This window comes from Shewanella sp. Sh95, from assembly GCF_001308045.1.
GTDB classification, from domain to species: Bacteria; Pseudomonadota; Gammaproteobacteria; order Enterobacterales; family Shewanellaceae; genus Shewanella; species Shewanella xiamenensis.
Genome location: NZ_LGYY01000210.1, coordinates 25,704 through 43,870, shown reverse-complemented (window position 1 = coordinate 43,870; position 18,167 = coordinate 25,704). Strand labels below are relative to the sequence as shown.

Annotated in this window: 15 protein-coding genes; 7 read left to right on the top strand and 8 right to left on the bottom strand. The window is 46.6% G+C overall.

Going from position 1 to position 18,167, the window contains the following annotated elements:
- The first annotated feature begins 37 nt into the window (after nt 1-37).
- A complete protein-coding gene (gene yihA, locus AEA42_RS15480) occupies nt 38-697 on the top strand; it encodes a ribosome biogenesis GTP-binding protein YihA/YsxC (RefSeq protein WP_037424068.1) in 660 nt (219 codons plus the stop codon).
- Between the two features lie 1,055 nt (nt 698-1,752).
- Here the strand turns inward: yihA and polA are convergent.
- Nucleotides 1,753-4,521 (bottom strand): DNA polymerase I, encoded by a 2,769-nt coding sequence (polA, locus tag AEA42_RS15475; RefSeq protein ID WP_055648201.1) that lies wholly within the window; start codon nt 4,519-4,521, stop codon nt 1,753-1,755.
- Nucleotides 4,522-4,906: 385 nt separating this feature from the next.
- Here polA and elbB point away from each other — a divergent pair, with 385 nt between their 5' ends.
- Nucleotides 4,907-5,563 (top strand): isoprenoid biosynthesis glyoxalase ElbB, encoded by a 657-nt coding sequence (gene elbB / locus AEA42_RS15470; protein WP_055648200.1) that lies wholly within the window; start codon nt 4,907-4,909, stop codon nt 5,561-5,563.
- 77 nt (nt 5,564-5,640) lie between these two features.
- Here elbB and glpG read toward each other — a convergent pair whose 3' ends face one another.
- From glpG to AEA42_RS15445, 5 genes are all read right to left on the bottom strand, one after another.
- Nucleotides 5,641-6,483: a rhomboid family intramembrane serine protease GlpG gene (gene glpG / locus AEA42_RS15465; RefSeq protein WP_055648199.1), complete on the bottom strand. Its 843-nt coding sequence runs from the start codon at nt 6,481-6,483 to the stop codon at nt 5,641-5,643.
- Nucleotides 6,480-6,785, bottom strand: a complete 306-nt coding sequence (glpE, locus tag AEA42_RS15460; RefSeq protein ID WP_037429864.1) for a thiosulfate sulfurtransferase GlpE — start codon at nt 6,783-6,785, stop codon at nt 6,480-6,482. The genes glpG and glpE overlap by 4 nt, the downstream gene beginning before the upstream one ends.
- A gap of 98 nt (nt 6,786-6,883) precedes the next feature.
- A complete protein-coding gene (tdh, locus tag AEA42_RS15455; protein ID WP_055648198.1) occupies nt 6,884-7,909 on the bottom strand; it encodes an L-threonine 3-dehydrogenase in 1,026 nt (341 codons plus the stop codon).
- Nucleotides 7,910-7,920: 11 nt separating this feature from the next.
- Nucleotides 7,921-9,114, bottom strand: coding sequence for a glycine C-acetyltransferase (locus AEA42_RS15450; protein ID WP_055648197.1), 1,194 nt, complete (start codon nt 9,112-9,114; stop codon nt 7,921-7,923).
- 259 nt (nt 9,115-9,373) lie between these two features.
- The gene (locus AEA42_RS15445) at nt 9,374-10,021 is read right to left on the bottom strand and encodes a TetR/AcrR family transcriptional regulator (protein WP_037424052.1); all 648 of its coding nucleotides are present in this window, start codon (nt 10,019-10,021) and stop codon (nt 9,374-9,376) included.
- Nucleotides 10,022-10,266: 245 nt separating this feature from the next.
- Here AEA42_RS15445 and waaA point away from each other — a divergent pair, with 245 nt between their 5' ends.
- Complete coding sequence (waaA, locus tag AEA42_RS15440; RefSeq protein WP_055648208.1) at nt 10,267-11,541, top strand: lipid IV(A) 3-deoxy-D-manno-octulosonic acid transferase; 1,275 nt, start codon at nt 10,267-10,269, stop codon at nt 11,539-11,541.
- A 14-nt stretch (nt 11,542-11,555) separates the two neighbouring features.
- On the opposite strand, the gene AEA42_RS15435 is transcribed toward waaA, so the two are convergent.
- Nucleotides 11,556-12,308: a 3-deoxy-D-manno-octulosonic acid kinase gene (locus tag AEA42_RS15435; protein WP_055648196.1), complete on the bottom strand. Its 753-nt coding sequence runs from the start codon at nt 12,306-12,308 to the stop codon at nt 11,556-11,558.
- An 88-nt stretch (nt 12,309-12,396) separates the two neighbouring features.
- On the opposite strand from AEA42_RS15435, the gene AEA42_RS15430 reads away from it, so the two are divergent.
- The 4 genes from AEA42_RS15430 (at nt 12,397) to AEA42_RS15415 (ending at nt 16,787) form a co-directional block, all read left to right on the top strand.
- Nucleotides 12,397-13,440 carry a glycosyltransferase family 9 protein gene (locus AEA42_RS15430; protein ID WP_055648195.1) on the top strand — a complete coding sequence of 348 codons (1,044 nt, stop codon included), beginning with the start codon at nt 12,397-12,399 and terminating at the stop codon, nt 13,438-13,440.
- Between the two features lie 52 nt (nt 13,441-13,492).
- Nucleotides 13,493-14,578 (top strand): glycosyltransferase, encoded by a 1,086-nt coding sequence (locus AEA42_RS15425; protein ID WP_055648194.1) that lies wholly within the window; start codon nt 13,493-13,495, stop codon nt 14,576-14,578.
- 19 nt (nt 14,579-14,597) lie between these two features.
- Nucleotides 14,598-15,677 (top strand): CDP-glycerol glycerophosphotransferase family protein, encoded by a 1,080-nt coding sequence (locus tag AEA42_RS15420; RefSeq protein ID WP_055648193.1) that lies wholly within the window; start codon nt 14,598-14,600, stop codon nt 15,675-15,677.
- A 150-nt stretch (nt 15,678-15,827) separates the two neighbouring features.
- Nucleotides 15,828-16,787, top strand: coding sequence for a glycosyltransferase (locus AEA42_RS15415; protein WP_055648192.1), 960 nt, complete (start codon nt 15,828-15,830; stop codon nt 16,785-16,787).
- 62 nt (nt 16,788-16,849) lie between these two features.
- Here AEA42_RS15415 and AEA42_RS15410 read toward each other — a convergent pair whose 3' ends face one another.
- Complete coding sequence (locus tag AEA42_RS15410; protein WP_055648191.1) at nt 16,850-17,929, bottom strand: glycosyltransferase; 1,080 nt, start codon at nt 17,927-17,929, stop codon at nt 16,850-16,852.
- Between the last annotated feature and the right edge of the window lie 238 nt (nt 17,930-18,167).

Sequence of the window (18,167 nt, the reverse complement as noted above, 5' to 3'; positions counted from 1 at the left end):
ATTATGGTATTGCGCAGTAAATATATTGGAGTAAATAGTGACTGAATCTCATATAGATTTTCGCAGGGCGAAGTTTTTAATCAGTGCACCAGACATTGCACATTTGGATCAATATCTGCCTGGCGATGTCGGTGTTGAGATTGCTTTTGCTGGTCGCTCAAATGCTGGAAAATCGAGTGCGCTCAATGCATTAACTGAGCAAAAAAACTTGGCTCGTACCAGTAAAACGCCTGGACGTACTCAACTGATTAACGTATTTGAGCTTGATGCACAGCGTAGATTAGTCGATTTACCGGGTTATGGTTTTGCCCAAGTGCCATTAGCCATGAAGATTAAATGGCAACAATCTCTAGGCGAGTATTTACAGAAGCGTGCTTGTTTAAGTGGTGTTGTGGTTTTAATGGATATCCGTCATCCCCTAAAAGATCTGGATATGCAGATGATTGAATGGGCGGTGGCGAGTGAAATTCCGGTACTCGCATTGCTGACTAAGTCTGATAAGCTGGCGCAAAGCGCGAAGATGAAAACCGTGAACGAAGTGCGTAAAGCGCTGGTTGAGTTTGGAGATTGGGTACAGGTTGAGCCTTTTTCTGCGCTCAAGGGCACGGGCAAACCTAAAGTGCTCAGTATCTTAAATGAATGGTGTCATCCGCAATGGTTGGCCGATGAGTTAGAAAACCAAGACGGCGCCGAGTAAGTCTTTTGCTTTATGGTCGGATGCCACAAGTGCATTCGGCCATCTTCCCCTGCGATATCTCGCTCTATCCCCTTATAAAACAATTGATTTTCAACTATCAACCCTCAAGTTTCAGGCAAAAAAATAGCCGATAACAATAGTCACCGGCCAAAGTTTTAGCTCTTTTGGGGAGAAGCTAAATTCAACAAGACTCAAGCACCATCAAATTACCTTCAATGGTTCTCAATGACGACAGCATACATCGAATTTATCTTTTATTAAAGTAAATACTCTAAAATTTACTCGCCTTTAGTTAATGGCTTAATTTATGACTAGCATTCAAAATGCGTTTGAGAACACTAAACACTATTTGGGATGACGGGTCATTGGCTGAAAAAAAGCAAAAAAAAGCCCCAGCAAACAAGTTGCTGGGGCGCCAGAATTTGGCTCGTCACTATAAGTGAAATAAAGGTCTGAAAGATAGAACATCTTAACCTCTGTACCCTACGCAGAGAATAATACGCTATTTATCTTTAAATGGAAAACAGTTTTTTTGAAAAAGTGATAATTGTGTGCGGTAGATCTCAAGTTTTAGGTGAAAAAATCAGCGACGTTTGATCTAAACTTTTCACAAAGAGTATCTAATCCACTGTTTTAGCTAAATAGACTGTATTTTTAGTACAGAATTGATCAATTCTTCAGGTTTAATGTTTTTACTCTATTTCGGGGATTGTTGTTGGTTGTATCCATCAGCGAACGATTGTTTAGGCTTGTGTGGAGTGTCTCGCGGATAGCAGGTTGTGCTTATGGCGGTGTTTAAGCATCGAGAATTGAGGGGGAGATTGCATTAGTGACGGGGTGCATTGTACGGAGAGTTAAATGCTGCTTCCCGCCCTTGAGGCGGTTTCGCCATCAAGGTATTCGGCTTAGCAAACGGCTGCACGTCATCTTGTTCTCAGCAGCGTCGAGTTTGCGGCACCGAAAAGTCGCACCAAATACAAAGGCCCATCCTGTAATGAATGAGCCTTAGTAAGTGTTAGCAATGAGGTTCGAAGCTAAAGTCTACAGTTTAAATGCTAGTGGGCTTGATCCCAGTTATCACCAATGCCCGCTTCGGCTAGGAGTTCTACATCCAGATTGGCCGCTTTTGCCATGAGTTCACATACCTTGAGCTTGAGTTTTTCAGCTTTATCGGCATCGACTTCGAACACTAATTCGTCGTGCACTTGCATGATCATGGCGATTTCACCTTGGGTATCAGTTTTTATCCAATCGGCAATGCTGATCATGGCTTTTTTAATGATATCCGCCGCGGTGCCTTGCATTGGGGCGTTAATCGCGGCTCTTTCTGCTGCTTGGCGGCGCATTGCATTACGGTCGCGAATTTCGGGTAAATACAAACGGCGACCAAATAGCGTAGAGACATAGCCTAGCTCTGCTGCACTGGCTCGTGTTTCTTCCATATACCTTAATACGCCAGGATAGCGGGCGAAGTAAGTATCTATATAGGTTTGTGCCTCGTTGCGGGGGATGTCGAGCTGACGCGCCAATCCAAAGGCGGACATACCATAGATAAGGCCAAAGTTAACGGCTTTGGCGCGGCGACGCTGCTCCGAGGTTACGCTGTCAAAGTCGGTGCCAAATACTTCGGCGGCGGTGGCTCTGTGAATGTCTTTGCCTTCGGCGAAGGCTTTGAGTAAGCCTGCATCTTGGGATAAATGCGCCATGATCCGCAATTCAATCTGCGAATAGTCGGCGGCTAAAATCTTACGTCCCTGCGGTGCAATAAAGGCTTGGCGAATACGACGACCTTCCTCGGTGCGGATAGGAATATTCTGTAGGTTAGGTTCGCTCGAGGATAAACGCCCCGTTGCGGCGTTGGCCTGATGGTAGCTTGTGTGTACCCGACCCGTTTTCGCGTTCACCATTAGAGGGAGCTTGTCGGTGTAAGTACTCTTTAACTTGGTTAGGCTTCTATGTTCAAGGATCACTTTAGGCAGAGGGAAATCTAGCGCCAACTCAACCAGTACTTCTTCCGCGGTAGAGGGTGCACCCTTAGGCGTCTTTTTGATAACCGGATAACCCAGCTTTTCAAAAAACAGCACTTGCAGTTGCTTTGGTGAACTTAAATTGAATTTTTCACCAGCAATATCATAAGCTTTAGTTTCTAACTCATCGATTTTACGAGCAAGTTCATCACTCTGTTGACCAAGCAACATACTATCGATAAACACACCTTGGCGTTCAATATCGGACAGAATTTGGATCAGCGGCAGTTCAATATCGGTAAAAACTGAGGCTAATTCAGCTTCTTTTTCGAGTCTTGGCCACAGGTGTTGATGTAGGCGTAGCGTAATATCGGCATCTTCCGCCGCATAGGGAGCTGCTGTTTCCAACGGAATTTGGTTAAAGGTTAGCTGTTTAGCACCTTTACCGGCGATATCTTCAAAGGCGATATTTTTATGGCCTAGGTATTTAAGCGCCAACCCATCCATATCATGGCGTGAGGCGATCGAGTTAAACACATAGGATTCGAGCATAGTGTCGAATACCACGCCTTGGAGTTTTATGCCTGCATTGGCTAATACGCTGATGTCATATTTCAGGTTTTGACCGACTTTTTTGATCTTGGCATCTTCGAGTAAGGGGCGAAGTTTTTCGAGTGCAGTCTGCTTATCTAATTGTTGAGGTGCGCCAACATAGTCGTGGGCTAAAGGCAGATAAGCGGCTTTTCCTGCTTCCACTGCGAAGGACATGCCAACAAGTTCAGCAACCATATAGTCGAGGCTGGTGGTCTCGGTATCCACGGCCATTAATGGCGCTTGTTTGAGTTTGGCAATCCATTCATCGAGCTGAGCTTCAGTCAGAATCGTATCGTATTGGGTTTCAATCGTGACGCTGGGCGCTGATTCTTCTTGGGTCTCTGTCGTTTCAGCTTTTACTGCGACCGTCGTTGGCGCCTTATTATCTAAGACTTCGGCAAGCCAGCGTTTAAACTCCATCTCGCCGTAGCATTTGATCAGTTCGTCTCGATCAGCAGGTTTGGCGGTGAGCTCATGCCAATCTTGTTCGAGTTCAACATCGGTTTTAATGGTGGCAAGCTCATAGGACAGCTTTAGCATGTCGGCATTGTCGATGATCTTCGCCGCCATGGTTTTTGCGCCCCTAAAGCCTAATTCGGTGACTTTTTCGGGCTCTGCAAGCAAATTGGCGACACTACCCGCCCCCGTGAGCATGGCTAATGCGGTTTTTTCGCCTACGCCGGGTAAACCGGGAATGTTATCTGCCTTGTCGCCCATCAACGCCAAGAAATCGATAATTCTATCTGGGCCAACACCATATTTAGCCGCAACTTCTTCAGGGCCCATGATGGTATCTGTCATGGTGTTGATCAGCGTGATATTTTCATCAACCAGCTGCGCCATGTCTTTATCACCAGTGCTGATGAGTACAGCGCGGTTTTCGCGGCTCGCTTGGCGAGCGATAGTGCCGATAACATCGTCCGCTTCTACACCTGGAATGGAGATTAAGGGCAGGCCTAAGGCACGAATAATACGGTGTAGTGGTTCAATTTGTGAGCGCAGGTCATCCGGCATGGGGGGACGATGCGCCTTGTATTCTTCATATAAGTCATTGCGGAAGGTTTTGCCTTTAGCGTCGAACACCACAGCGATATGGCTAGGTTGATAACGGCTTAATAAGCTGCGGAGCATATTCACTACCCCATAAACAGCACCAGTAGCTTCGCCCTTTGAGTTTGTCAGGTGAGGAGGCGCATAATAGGCGCGATATAAATAAGAAGATCCATCCACAAGGACAAGTGGGTTATTGGCTATGGTAGGCATAAGTAATTTTCGTTTATCGATGACTTAGATGGCGGTAAGCATGCCACAGATACGGTATTTCAGCCACGGCAAATTGACTCTCAGCCTGTGGATAACTCTGTGAGTGAAAAAGTCAACTGTGAATAATGGCGATGTTTACGGCTTGGTGCGATATTTTTAAGTTGTTGATTTTTATGGTTTTAAAATATTTGTGTGAGTTCAATACTGTTTCTTGAAAAATCTTCCTGATTTGTGGATTTTTTCTTGACTCCGTAAAATGCCTAAAGGCTGCGTTAATTTTCACCGACCCTTAGATTCGACGAACTAAGTTAGCATGATTTTTAAGCAGATCAACCATTTTGTTTACAGTTTGTTAAAACCAAATGACATAAGAAGGATATTTATAATGAAAAAAATCGCAGTATTGCTCAGTGGGTGCGGTGTTTTCGATGGAACAGAGATCCATGAATCGGTTTTAACGTTATTATCTCTGTCGAAAGCGGGTGCTCAATATCAATGTTTTGCTCCTGATATCAATCAGATGCATGTTGTTAATCACTTCACGGGCGAAGTGGACAAGACGGCGACACGAAATGTGCTGGTTGAATCGGCACGTATCGCCCGTGGCGAAGTAAAAGCAACCACCGAACTCGATATTACCGATTTCGATGCACTGGTTATCCCTGGCGGATTTGGGGCGGCGAAAAATCTGTGTAACTTCGCCACTAATGGCAGTGAGTGTGAAGTGAATCCACTCGTTACTGATTTTATTAATGAATTTATTCTAGCGAAAAAGCCTGTCGGCTTTATTTGTATCGCGCCAATGATGATCCCGCGTTTATATGGACACGGCGCTAAGGGCACTATCGGTAATGATGTGGATACGGTGGCAGCCTTTAATCTGATGGGCGGCAATCATCAGGCGGCGACTGTGCATGATATCGTGGTGGATGAGGATAATAAGATTGTTAGTACGCCCGCTTATATGTTGGCGGGGAATATTGCTGAGGCACACTCTGGCATCGAGAAGCTGGTCGCCAAAGTGCTAGAACTAGCCAAGTAATTACGCCTAAACACAGCAGGGTAAACTCTAAGGCTTACCCTGCATTTGTATCTGAATATGGAAGAAATCGCGGTGAGTTAGCGAGTAGCTTTACTGCGACTATCAAGCCAGCCTTGGGCGAGACCTATCAATAGCCCACCAATATGGGCGCCATTCGCAACTGAAACACCTAAGAAATCCGTAAAGCCTAACACCAGCCAAATCAACATAAATCCCATGTAGGAGGGCGGTAAACCTATTCCTGCTGCGGGTTTACGGATCCCCATGACCCAAGTGTAACCGGCGACGGCATACACTACGCCCGACAGCCCGCCAAAGTTGGGGCCGCTAACATAGTATTGGACGACATTGGGTAAAGTACCGGCGACCAGTAGCAGGATTAACAGTGGGGCTGTGCCTATGCGAGTCTCGATTTTGCCACCCAAATACCACCACCAGAGTAAGTTGAAGATGATATGCATGGCCGAAAAATGCATCAGGCTCGGGGTAAACACACGCCAGAATTGACTAACACTGGTGTCAGGCACCGCGCCAAAATAGGAGAGTGCTTCGTAAACGGGGCTGGCGAAGCCTAAATTCATCGCAGCATAAATCAGTACACAGAGGCCGAAGATGATAAGAGTAACTGGGCCTGCGCCTGTGATAAATTGGCTGAATAGCTGTAAAGAAGGAGCGCCATAGTCGAGCTTAGTATTGGTATCACCATGCTCCCACGAGGCTTGTAAGTATTTGTTATCGTAAGGATGAGCGATAAAGTGGGCAAATTCTTTACGGGCTTGCTCGGCATCCTGATCGCGGATAACCAGAATAGCGACTCCCTGCGGCAATGGCTGAATTTGGCAGTCTATCTGTTCACCTTTGAGGTAATCGACAAAGGCCTGCGCGGCTCTGCTGTTGGGGAGTCTGCCAATCTCAATCATGCATTGGCCTCATGCCAAGCGCTAAAGCCACCATCTAGGCTATAAACGTCATCAAACCCTTGCTCACACAGATATTGCGCGGCATTTTGGCTGCTGATGCCATGGTAGCAAACCACCACTAAAGGACTGTCCATATCCGCTTGGCTAATAAAGTGCGCTAGATTCTCGTTATTCAAATTAAATGCGCCATCAATGTGGCCGTTGTTAAAGCTATGACCATCGCGAATATCGACGATTTGCACTGGCTTTGACTCGGTCATTTGCACTAATTGATTCACGCTAAGGTGTTTAAAGGAAGACATAATAAAACCTGAAATAACTGAAAAGGGATGAGCGATGGGATAAGTGTGCAACATGGGGCTGCATGTGTACAGCCCCTTGATTGGCATAGCTAAGAGAATTAATCCCAGCTGAGGATGACTTTACCGGATTGGCCTGAGCCCATAGCGTCGAAGCCTTTTTGGAAATCATCAATCTTGTAGTGATGCGTGATGATAGGCGAAATATCTAAGCCAGATTGGATCAAGCTTGCCATCTTGTACCAGGTTTCGAACATTTCACGGCCGTATATGCCTTTGATGACCAGACCCTTGAAGATCACTTTGCTCCAATCAATCGCCATTTCGCCACCTGGAATACCGAGCATCGCGATTTTGCCGCCGTGGTTCATGGTATCTAACATGGCGTGGAAGGCAGAAGGTACGCCAGACATTTCTAGACCCACGTCAAACCCTTCGGTCATGCCGAGTTCTTTCATCACGTCTTTCAGGTTTTCCTGAGCCACGTTAACGGCGCGGCTAGCACCCATTTTACGGGCCAACTCTAAGCGGTATTCGTTAACGTCGGTAATGACCACATGGCGAGCACCAACGTGGCGACATACGGCCGCCGCCATAATACCTATAGGACCCGCGCCAGTGATTAACACGTCTTCGCCCACTAAATCGAATGACAGCGCAGTGTGCACTGCGTTACCGAATGGGTCGAAGATAGAGGCTAAATCGTCGCTGATATCATCGGGGATTTTGAAGGCGTTAAAGGCCGGGATAACCAAATATTCGGCAAATGAACCTTCGCGGTTTACACCCACACCTGAGGTGTTACGGCATAAATGGGTGCGACCAGCGCGGCAGTTACGGCAGTGGCCGCAGGTGATATGGCCTTCGCCAGAAACGCGGTCACCAATGTTAAAGCCACGAACTTCTTGTCCGATATCAACCACTTCACCCACATATTCGTGACCTACCACCATAGGTACAGGAATGGTTTTTTGTGACCATTCGTCCCAGTTGTAGATGTGCATGTCGGTGCCACAAATGGCGGTCTTTTTAATCTTGATCAGTAGATCGTTATGGCCCATTTCAGGTTTAGGCGCATCGACTAACCAAATGCCTTTTTCGGCTTTTAACTTGCTTAGTGCTTTCATTTTGTAGGGTCCTAAATAATCGCCATTTCTTTAGCAATACGGGTAAAGGCTTCAATTGCTTTGTCGAGTTGCTCACGGGTGTGGGCCGCCGACATTTGAGTACGGATACGGGCTTGTCCCTTTGGCACGACTGGGAATGAGAAGCCGATAACGTAAATATGTTCTGCTAATAAGCGGTTAGCGAAATCGCTCGCCAATTTGGCATCGCCAATCATCACTGGGATAATTGCGTGGTCGGCACCACCTAAGGTAAAGCCTGCCGCTGACATTTTCTCGCGGAAGTAACGGCTGTTTTCCCATACCGCTTCACGCAGTGCTTGGCCCGATTTGAGCATCTCTAATACATGGATAGAGGCAGTTACAATCGAAGGCGCCAATGAGTTAGAGAATAGGTAAGGGCGAGAGCGTTGACGTAACCAGTCGATGACTTCTTTTTTACCTGAAGTGAAACCGCCCGATGCACCGCCTAAGGCTTTGCCTAAGGTGCCAGTGATAATATCGACTCGACCCATCACACCGCAGTGTTCGTGTGAACCACGGCCGTTTTGGCCAACAAAGCCCACGGCGTGTGAGTCGTCAACCATCACTAATGCACCGTATTTATCGGCTAAGTCACACACACCTTGCAGGTTGGCGATGACGCCGTCCATTGAGAATACGCCGTCGGTGGCGATCAAAATATTGCGCGCGCCAGCTGCTTTTGCGGCGATCAGTTGCGTCTCTAAATCCGCCATATCGTTGTTAGCATAACGGAAACGTTTGGCCTTACATAAACGCACGCCATCGATAATAGAGGCATGGTTTAAGGCGTCGGAAATAATCGCATCTTCGGCATCTAACAGGGTTTCGAACAGGCCCGCGTTGGCGTCGAAGCAAGAAGAGTACAGAATCGTGTCTTCCATGCCGAGGAACTCACTCAGGCTGGCTTCGAGCTGTTTGTGGATGTCTTGGGTTCCACAAATAAAACGGACCGACGCCATACCAAAGCCATGACTGTCTAAGCCTTGTTGGGCGGCTTTTATGAGTTCAGGATGACTGGCTAGGCCTAGATAGTTGTTGGCACAAAAGTTAACAACTTCTTGGTTATTTACTTGAATGGCTGTTTGTTGCGGTGAGGCAATAACACGCTCGCTTTTATATAAACCTTCGGCTTTGATATCCGCAAGCTGTTGATTAATCTGTGCGTAGAATGAGGTAGAGGCCACCTGATATCTCCTTAGTTAACTTTATTCTGATTCTGGGAGTTGCGGCATTCTAACGCTAAACTCTATCGGCCTACAGCCTTTTTTTCATGCAGGTTAGCTAGATAAATTAGTTTAGGGCTAAAGGGGTTGTTACATTATAAAAACTAATGTGCAACATGGTCGGCATGTATGTCGCATCACCGCCAACGGCATGAATTGAGCCCGCATTTAGCACGTTCAACCTGTTGAGTTTAGCGCTAAATGCGACGGCGTCGGACGATTAAAGCGAATCTTGGGTCGCTAACTCGTGGTAGTGCTGCTCTAAACGACAGAAGGTCGCTTGGGAGGTTGGCGTGGCGTAGGCCTTAAAAATCATCAATACCCGCAGTACACCTTCGTACAGAATGCCTTTAGTGATGGTTGAAGTGCTGGACTGGGTAAGCTGATAACCAATCCAAAAACTCACAATCATCTTGATGGTGTCGGCAAGTGGGGTGATTTTATCGTTATCAATATTTAAAAAACCATCCTGCTTGAGTTTACCTAGCACGTGACTTGAACGGGTTAATACTTGCTGCTGGGCATGTAAATAACGGCTTTTTAATTCTTCATCACGGGCCAGAATATCGGCCAAGTTGGCGTACATAAAACGGAATTGCCACAGGGTGTAAAACATCGCATCAAAATAGCCGATCAGTTGTTCTACATTGACTTGCTCGCCCTCATAGGGTTGAAACCCCGATTCAAGGTGCGCCTCGTAGAGACTGAAGATCGACTGAATAATATCTTCCTTATTACGGAAGTGGTAATAAAGATTCCCGGGACTCATATTTAGGTGAGCGGCAATATGATTGGTGGTGATATTTCGTTCGCCATGCTCATTGAACAGCTCAAGGCTGGCGTAAATAATTTTGTCGCGGGTTTTCATATGTTTTCCAAGTGGCTAGTGAACGCTGCAAATTGACTAAAGAAGGCTAACCAACGACCGCTACACTGCTGGTAAATTATCCCTAATTTAAAACCCTATTGATTAAGCCCCAACGCACAAAAATTCAATAGGATTGGTATACGCAAACAACTTCGAGAGGCTTGAACTCGTATCTTGAGGTCGCTTGGGTATATTATGCTAACATTGCCGTTATCCAACAGGCAAAATCTCATCAGCACGATTTTATGAATCGATTTTTTTACAGTGTGTTGCTTTATCTTTTATCCCCTCTACTCATTGTCTATTTGGCTTTTAGATCCATTAAAAGTCCAGACTATCGTGGCCGTTGGGGCGAACGCTTCGGATTAGCCCAACTTAAACCGACGGATTTACTGATCCATTCGGTGTCGATGGGAGAAACGCTCGCGGCTATTCCCTTGATCCGTTTGATTATGCAAACGCACCCTGAGCTAAGCATTACGGTTACTACCACCAGTCCCACTGGCTCTGCTGAGGTGCGTAAAGCCCTTGGTGATCAAGTGCAGCACTGTTATTTGCCCTTCGATTTGCCCTGGTGCGTGAACCGCTTTCTGTGCCAGTTATCCCCTAAATGGTGCATCATAATGGAAACTGAGTTGTGGCCGAATCTGGTGGCACTGGCGGCTAAGCGCGGCGTGCGCTTGATGCTCGCCAATGCTAGGCTGTCGGCTAAATCGGCGGCGCAGTATGCCAAGCGTTCGCAATTAAGCCGCCCCATGTTGCAACGCTTAGATGTGATTGCGGTGCAGACCCAAGTCGAGGCGCAGCGGTTTATCGACCTTGGGGTGCCTGCTGAGAGAGTCACTGTTTGCGGCAGTTTGAAGTTTGATTTAACTATCACCCCTGAACGATTAACCCTAGCACGAGAGCTAAGGCAGACTTGGGGGAAAGAGGCGGCGCCCGTGTGGGTGGCTGGGAGTGTTCACCCCGGTGAGTTTGATGCCATGCTGAGCGCCCATAAGCAGCTGCTCGCTAAATGGCCTGAGGCGTTATTGGTGATTGCGCCGCGTCATCCCGAACAGTTTGCGGCGGTGGCCGATGTCGTTGCCAGCCAAGGTTTTGAATTTGTGCGCCGCAGTGAGGCTCAAGCGATTACCGCCACGACGCAGGTGCTGGTGGGCGATACCATGGGTGAATTGTTAACCTTCTATGGCGCTGCTGATCAAGCCTTTGTGGGCGGGACGTTAATTGAAAATGGTGGCCATAATCCCTTAGAACCCGTGGCCATGGGCGTGCCTGTGATGGTGGGGCCGAATCATTGGGACTTTGCCCAAATTACCCAAATGTTGGCAGATGCGGGTGGCCTGCGGATAGTGAGTTCAAGCCAAGAGTTGGGTGAGAATTTAATTCAGTATTTTGAACAACCTGCGTTGCGCCAACAAGCCGCTGAGGCAGGCCTTGCAGTAGTAGAGGCTAATCGTGGCGCCTTGCAGCGTCAGTTTGCTCTCGCAGAATCCTTACTCTCGCGCCAAACAGCCTAACGCCGTTTAGGTGATTAGGCTTTGGGGAGCACTGAGTGATAGCCCGCTAGCAGAGCTGTCCAGTCGGCGGGCGTGAAGGCGAGTGTAGGCTGTTTTCCTTGCTCTTTATTGAAGGAGCGTAGCAACCTATCAAGGTTCGCCTTCTGCCATTGGGCATGGGGCGTTTTGATTTCACCTCGGTCAAAATCAATTAGATAGAAACGTTCTTGTACGCCATCCGCTTGCTGTGGTTGCCACAAAATATTTTTCGCGTTTAAGTCGGCATGGTAAACGCCGCGGCGATGAAACTGGGCAATGGTCGCGCCAAGAGCTTGCCACTGCTCTGGAGCCATGGCGTCTTTCGTTAACTTAGCGACCAAGTCTTCGGCGCCATCGACCCGCTCAATAATAATGTCGGCACGGTAAAATAAGCCATCACGCACAACATTGGCGGCAATAGGTTTAGGCACCGCAAATTGCTCACGGTAAAGCAGGTCAAGCAGCCTTAATTCACCCATGGCGCGAGTGTTTTCAAGCCCGGTATAGAAGTAGGCATCCTTACTGAATTTCTCCATCAGGCCGCCGCGCCAGTAATGTCGCAGTACCCAATGACTGTGCTCAAATGCTACAAACCAAGTGGTATAGCGGCCCTTGGATGAACCCACAACTGCAGCTTTTTCGCGCCAAAAATCGACCGAGAACCAAGCCGGCGTGATGTCCTCTGGCGTATCTTGGCAAAGTGCCATATAGCCATTGGCAGTATTTATGATTTTGATTTGTGCGTTCATGGGAGATTTGTTGACTTAAGCGTGGCACCTGCGGCCATTCTACATTAAGATCCTCAGCTTGCGCCAAATAACCTTAAGGGCTATTCGCTTGAGTTTAGATATTAACACCATGAATTCTCTCTGCCTGTTGAGGCTATCGGCTATCGGTGACGTCTGTCATGCTGTGGCGATGGTGCAGGCCATTCAGCGCCAATATCCCCAGCTCAAAATCACTTGGGTGATAGGTAAACTTGAATATCAGTTGCTGAAGCACTTGCCCGGCATTGAGTTTGTGATTTTCGATAAATCCCAAGGCTGGCGTAGCTATTTTTATCTGCATAAGGCATTGAAAGGCCGCCGTTTTGATGTGCTGCTGCATATGCAAGTGGCGCTGCGTGCGACCTTGGCATCCCTCGCTATTTCGGCAAAGGTTCGGGTCGGATTCGACCGTGCCCGCGCCAAAGAAGGTCAATGGCTGGTCACCAATCATAGGGTCGAACCTTTAGCAGAGCCCCATGTGCTGGACGGCTTTATGGGATTCGCCAAGGCGATAGGCGTTAGCGATATCACCCCGCGTTGGAATATTCCAGTCCCTCAAGCGGATACTGAATTTGCCCAGCGCCAGATTGCCGATGGCGAGAAGGTATTAGTGATTTGTGCGGCCGCCAGCAAAGCAGAGCGTAATTGGCTGCCCGAGCGCTATGCCGCCGTGGCGCAACATGCGGTGAATAAGGGTTATCGAGTCATTCTCTGCGGTGGCCCAACGGCACTTGAAAAGACATTGGCTGAAGATATCGCCAATGCGTGCTCTGCCAAACTCGATAACTTAGTCGGTAAAACCAGTTTGACTCAATTACTGGCTCTGCTGAAACGCGCCAGCCTAGTGTTAGCGCCCGATACGGGCCCTGCACATATGGCGGTCACGCAAGGGACGCCAGTTATAGGTTTATATGCCCATTCCAACCCAGGCCGCACTGGGCCTTATTTATCGCAGCAATATGTGGTGAGCGCTTACCAAGAGGCCATCGCCTCACAGCAAAGCGGTGAGGTGAAATGGGGCACCCGTGCCAAGGGCGAGCACCTTATGGCGCTAATTAGTGTCGAAGCCGTGATAGAGAAATTTGATCAGGTTATTCAGCAGACACACAGTTAACCACTGTTAGCCTGTCACCCTGAGTTTTAGATTATCGTTTAGGAGAAAAATCATGCGGATAGCCATAGCCATCGACAGTTTAGCGGGTGGTGGAGCCGAGAAGGTCATGATTACCTTGGCAAAGCAGTTTATTAGCCTAGGGCATGAGCCGCATTTTTTGGTCATGGAAGATAATCGTTATTACGAAACGCCAGACAATTTACCTGTTCATCAATGCTTTGCCGACAAAGATAAAGATTATGATCACTTCGGGCGCCTAGGGGCATCGGTCGATAAGTTACGGGCAAAGATTGCCGAGATTGAGTCCCGAGTCGGTAAGTTCGATCTGTTTTTATCCAATCTTGATAAAACCAACTTGATGATGACCAAAACTGGGGTGACACCTCTCTATGTGATTGTGCATTCATCGGTTGAAGAAGAATTGAGTCGTCAGTTTAAGTTAGGCCCCTTCGCCTACTATAAGAAACTGCGGGCGAAAAAAGCGCTCAATGGCCAGCATTTGATCACTGTGTCCAACGGCATAGCCAAAGAGATCCAAGCTAAGGGACGATTGCAGCCGGCATCCATGCGAACTATCTACAATCCATTTGAATTTAATGAGATTGTTGCTCAATCGCAGCAAGATAATCCGCAAATCCCTCAGGGTGACTATCTGATCCACGTGGGACGTTTTGCTAAGCAGAAGCGCCACGATGTGCTGTTTGAAGCCCTTAAACAGACCCAAAATCAGCTACCCGTGGTGCTGTTATGCCATAACCACAAGAAGGCGATTAAAGCGGCGAAGAAATACGGCATCGAGAAGCGCTTAATCATTCCTGGATTCCAGAGTAATCCTTTTCCTTGGATCAAACGTGCGAAAGCACTGGTGCTGAGTTCCGATTTCGAAGGATTGCCGACGGTATTAATCGAATCCTTAGCCTGCGGCACGCCAGTGGTCAGTACCGATTGCCCACATGGGCCGAATGAGATTTTGACCGGCAATTTGGCTCCCTATCTTGTGCCCCGTCGTAGTCCTGCGGCCTTGGCCAAGATGATTGACGCCGTGGTCGCCCAGCCGCCATCCCTCGACAATGTGGAGATTTTAGCTAAGGTGGATGCGACTGCGATTGCCGAACAATATCTCGCGCTAGCGAAATAATTTACCCGAGGAGAAAGCGGTGGAAGCGCGTAAATCAAATAAAAGACGTTATTTGTTCTACATAGCACAGAACTATTCCTATGCGATGCTAAGGCCTCTGCAGCAAGTGATTCTGGCCCGTGGCGATGAGGCGTGTTGGTTCCTCGAAGGCCGTGAAGTCGACCCCAAATTCCTTAAAGCGGATGAAAAACGCTTACCCGATATCGATGCCGTTAAGGCATGGAAACCCGATGCCGTGTTCGTACCTGGTAACGTAGTGCCAAGTTTTATCCCTGGGGTAAAAGTGGGGGTGTTCCACGGTTTTAATGCGGGCAAAATGAATCATAAGGGGCGAGAAGATCACTTCGAAATCCGCGATTGCTTTGACCTGTATTGCACTCAAGGACCGGCGACAACGCTACCTTTCCTTGAGCTAGAGAAAAAAATCGGCACCTTTACTGTGGCCGAAACTGGCTGGCCAGCACTCGATCCTTTATTTATTGAAAATAAAGATAATCCTTACATTAAGCCCGATGATCCACGGCCAGTAGTGCTGTTTTGCTCGACATTCTCCCCCAGTTTGACCTGTGCGCCAGAGGTATTCGAGCAGATTAAAGCCCTGTCGCAAAAGAGCCAGTGGCGCTGGTTAGTACAATTCCATCCTAAGATGAAGCCAAGTATTGTTGAGCAATACAAGACTCTCGAAAATGAGAATCTCCAGTTTGTGGAAACCGACAACGTGATCCCGCTCTTGCAGGCGGGGGATGTGATGCTCTGCGATACTTCTTCGATTTTATTGATGTTTTTAATGCAGCGTAAGCCCGTGGTAACCTTTAAAAATCAATCACCGAAGGCGCATTTAATCGATATTAACCGAGTCGAAGAGATTGAACCTGCACTCACGAGAGCGCTGAGCCGCCCCGATGATTTGATGGCGCATATCCATGATTATTGCAATCAAATCCACCCCACGGGAGATGGTCTGTCTAGCCAGCGTGTACTCGCGGCAACCGATGCTCTGATCGATAAGGGAACCGCTTGGCTGAAACCTAAGCCATTGAACCTACTGCGACACTTTAAAATGCGCCGCAAGTTAGGCTATTGGAAATTGTTTGATTAATTGTCTTGAATTGTTGGTTTTTTGTTTGATTTTGCGGTGGGGTATAATAAATAACATGTATACCATGTCATTTATTATAAAGTTTATTTTTTTTATGCTATTTTACAGCGTTTGAATAATTGAGAGTACGTCCTTAGGATTGAAGTTAATATGGAAGTTTCAAATATACAGCCTGTAATTTCTGTTGTTATCCCTGTTTATAATGTTGAGAAGTTTTTAGAGAGATGTTTGGATAGTGTTATTTCTCAAACATTTAAAAACTTTGAAGTTATTTGTGTTAATGATGGTTCACCTGATAATTGTGATGTGATTTTAAATAGATATAAAAAATCTGATACAAGGGTTAGGGTTATAAATCAGGATAACCAAGGAGTATCAATCGCTCGTAACAATGGTTTAAACGTAGCGCGAGGTGATTATATTTACTTTATCGATCCAGATGATGCAATACAGCCACAAACATTAGAAATAGCACACCTTTTTGCAAAAAATAATCAAGCAGATTTAGTTGTTTGGCAAAGTGTGTATTCTGATGGGCTTGATAATCCGGATAAAACTTTTGAGATTGACAAAATAAAATTGAAATTAATCACAGAGCCTCTATACCATAAAAATAAAAAACCTTACAAAATTGGCTCAGTAGTATGGAATAAATTGTATAAGAAGGAGCTAATTAAAGGGCTTTGTTTTATTCCCGGGGTAAATTATGAAGATATATCTTACAGTTTCTCCGTTTTAGCAAGACGCCCCAAGACAATCATTATTCCTACCCCCCTATATCTATACACTAAGTATGAAAAATCGATAACGCAACAAAAACCAACGCCAAAGCTCATTCGTGATTATCACATAGTAATTGATTCGATCTATGATACTTACCAAAAAAATTTAGGAAGCAAGGAATTAAGGCATATAAAGAATACTATGATGCGACCACTTTTAAGCTACCAACTCAAAAAGTGTAAGCAAGCAGGATTGGATCAAAAAGTTAAAATGTTACGAGCTTTTGCTGAAGAGTTAAGAGATCTCGATAACAAGGGCCTGCTTACATGGCGTGGGCATAGTATTTTACGATACATTGCTTATAAAAAACTTATGAGAACTATTTAGTTTTTATGATAAAAACTCTCATTAGTTCGTAAATCCTGTAGTGTCTATTTATATTGGAATTCTTAGTTTGAATCCTTTCCCAGTGCAATATATTGTGCAGCTATATATTGGCTGTCTACGGCCTTTAATATGTCTAGATTGTCTAAAGCTGGTGGTGAGGTCAAGCATTCCAGTGCCTTTTGTGCCAACAGCGCAGGTTGGCGAACCGGGACGAGATATTGGGCTAAATGCCCTGTGAGAATTTCATTGGGACCGTGAGGGCAATCAGTGCTAACTACTGGTGTTTTGCAAATGAGCGATTCAACAATGACTAATCCGAATCCTTCAAAGTCAGAACTGAGCAACATTAACTCAGCCTTTGCCATCCATGGATAGGGGTTTTGTTGAAATCCCGGCGTAATAATTCTGTGCTCTACACCATATTTTTGGGCTAGTTTTCTCGCGCGTTCGGGTCTATTTGTGAGTAAGACTAATTTGGGAGCCTCAGGCATCAATTTTAATGCTTGAAAAAGAATATCATGACGCTTCTGGCGAGTGACTCTACCTACATGGATCATATAAGGTTCGTTGGGGATACCTACGATGACATCTTGAGCCTTATGTTTGATTTCTGCTAGTCGAAAAGGGTTGTATATGGTTTGCACGCTTTGGGGTTTTAGCCAAGAGGTGGCCCTTAGCTCATCGGCAATACCATTGGAAACCGTGATGATTTTTTTGCCAATCAGTGCTTTGGCCTTTTTCCAGCGACGCCAGAAATGCACTGGGCCACGCTTTAATTCCATCAAGAGTTCTTGCTTAAGGGCGCAGTGGCAAAAGTAGTAGCAGGGATCGAAATCGCAGCCGGAAACAACGACATCGCAGTCGGTGGAGTTACTTAAAAATAGCGAGAACTTACCCGATTGTTCCGCTTCGGCCACCTTCGCCTGCAGTCGTTGTCTTTGCTCCTGTAGGCTTGGCTTTTGGCCAGCTTCATAAAGATAATGAATCGTCACATTTTCTGGCGGCATAAAATCCCCCTCTTTATGGAACACAAAGAGGTGAACATCTTGCCCGGCTTCCTGCAGCACTTCGGCCTGTGAGAGTGCTACTTTTACTGTGCCGTTCGAGAAAAAGTTGTGGCAAAAAATGGCGATTTTTTTCATATAAGTGCTCTGATTACGTGGACTTAATCGGTTGTGGTGTGGTTTCAATCCATCGAGGTTGGACGAAAAGCCGCTGCCTACTTAAGCCAATATATAGCGAGTCGGCATTATATCAGTTCATGCCTTTACATGGGCTTAATCCGAGGAATTCTTGCCAGTATTTCAATTTTTAACGGGATTTTCAGCGGTTTTTATCGGGATGATTCACTCAAGTGGCTAAAACGAGTAGACTGGCGGC

Bases quoted from the DNA above. Each gene is read 5' to 3' on its own strand.
- polA (WP_055648201.1), bottom strand. From the start codon at position 4,521: ATGCCTACCATAGCCAATAACCCACTTGTCCTTGTGGATGGATCTTCT.
- elbB (WP_055648200.1), top strand. From the start codon at position 4,907: ATGAAAAAAATCGCAGTATTGCTCAGTGGGTGCGGTGTTTTCGATGGA.
- glpG (WP_055648199.1), bottom strand. From the start codon at position 6,483: ATGATTGAGATTGGCAGACTCCCCAACAGCAGAGCCGCGCAGGCCTTT.
- glpE (WP_037429864.1), bottom strand. From the start codon at position 6,785: ATGTCTTCCTTTAAACACCTTAGCGTGAATCAATTAGTGCAAATGACC.
- tdh (WP_055648198.1), bottom strand. From the start codon at position 7,909: ATGAAAGCACTAAGCAAGTTAAAAGCCGAAAAAGGCATTTGGTTAGTC.
- AEA42_RS15445 (WP_037424052.1), bottom strand. From the start codon at position 10,021: ATGAAAACCCGCGACAAAATTATTTACGCCAGCCTTGAGCTGTTCAAT.
- waaA (WP_055648208.1), top strand. From the start codon at position 10,267: ATGAATCGATTTTTTTACAGTGTGTTGCTTTATCTTTTATCCCCTCTA.
- AEA42_RS15435 (WP_055648196.1), bottom strand. From the start codon at position 12,308: ATGAACGCACAAATCAAAATCATAAATACTGCCAATGGCTATATGGCA.
- AEA42_RS15425 (WP_055648194.1), top strand. From the start codon at position 13,493: ATGCGGATAGCCATAGCCATCGACAGTTTAGCGGGTGGTGGAGCCGAG.
- AEA42_RS15415 (WP_055648192.1), top strand. From the start codon at position 15,828: ATGGAAGTTTCAAATATACAGCCTGTAATTTCTGTTGTTATCCCTGTT.
- AEA42_RS15410 (WP_055648191.1), bottom strand. From the start codon at position 17,929: ATGAAAAAAATCGCCATTTTTTGCCACAACTTTTTCTCGAACGGCACA.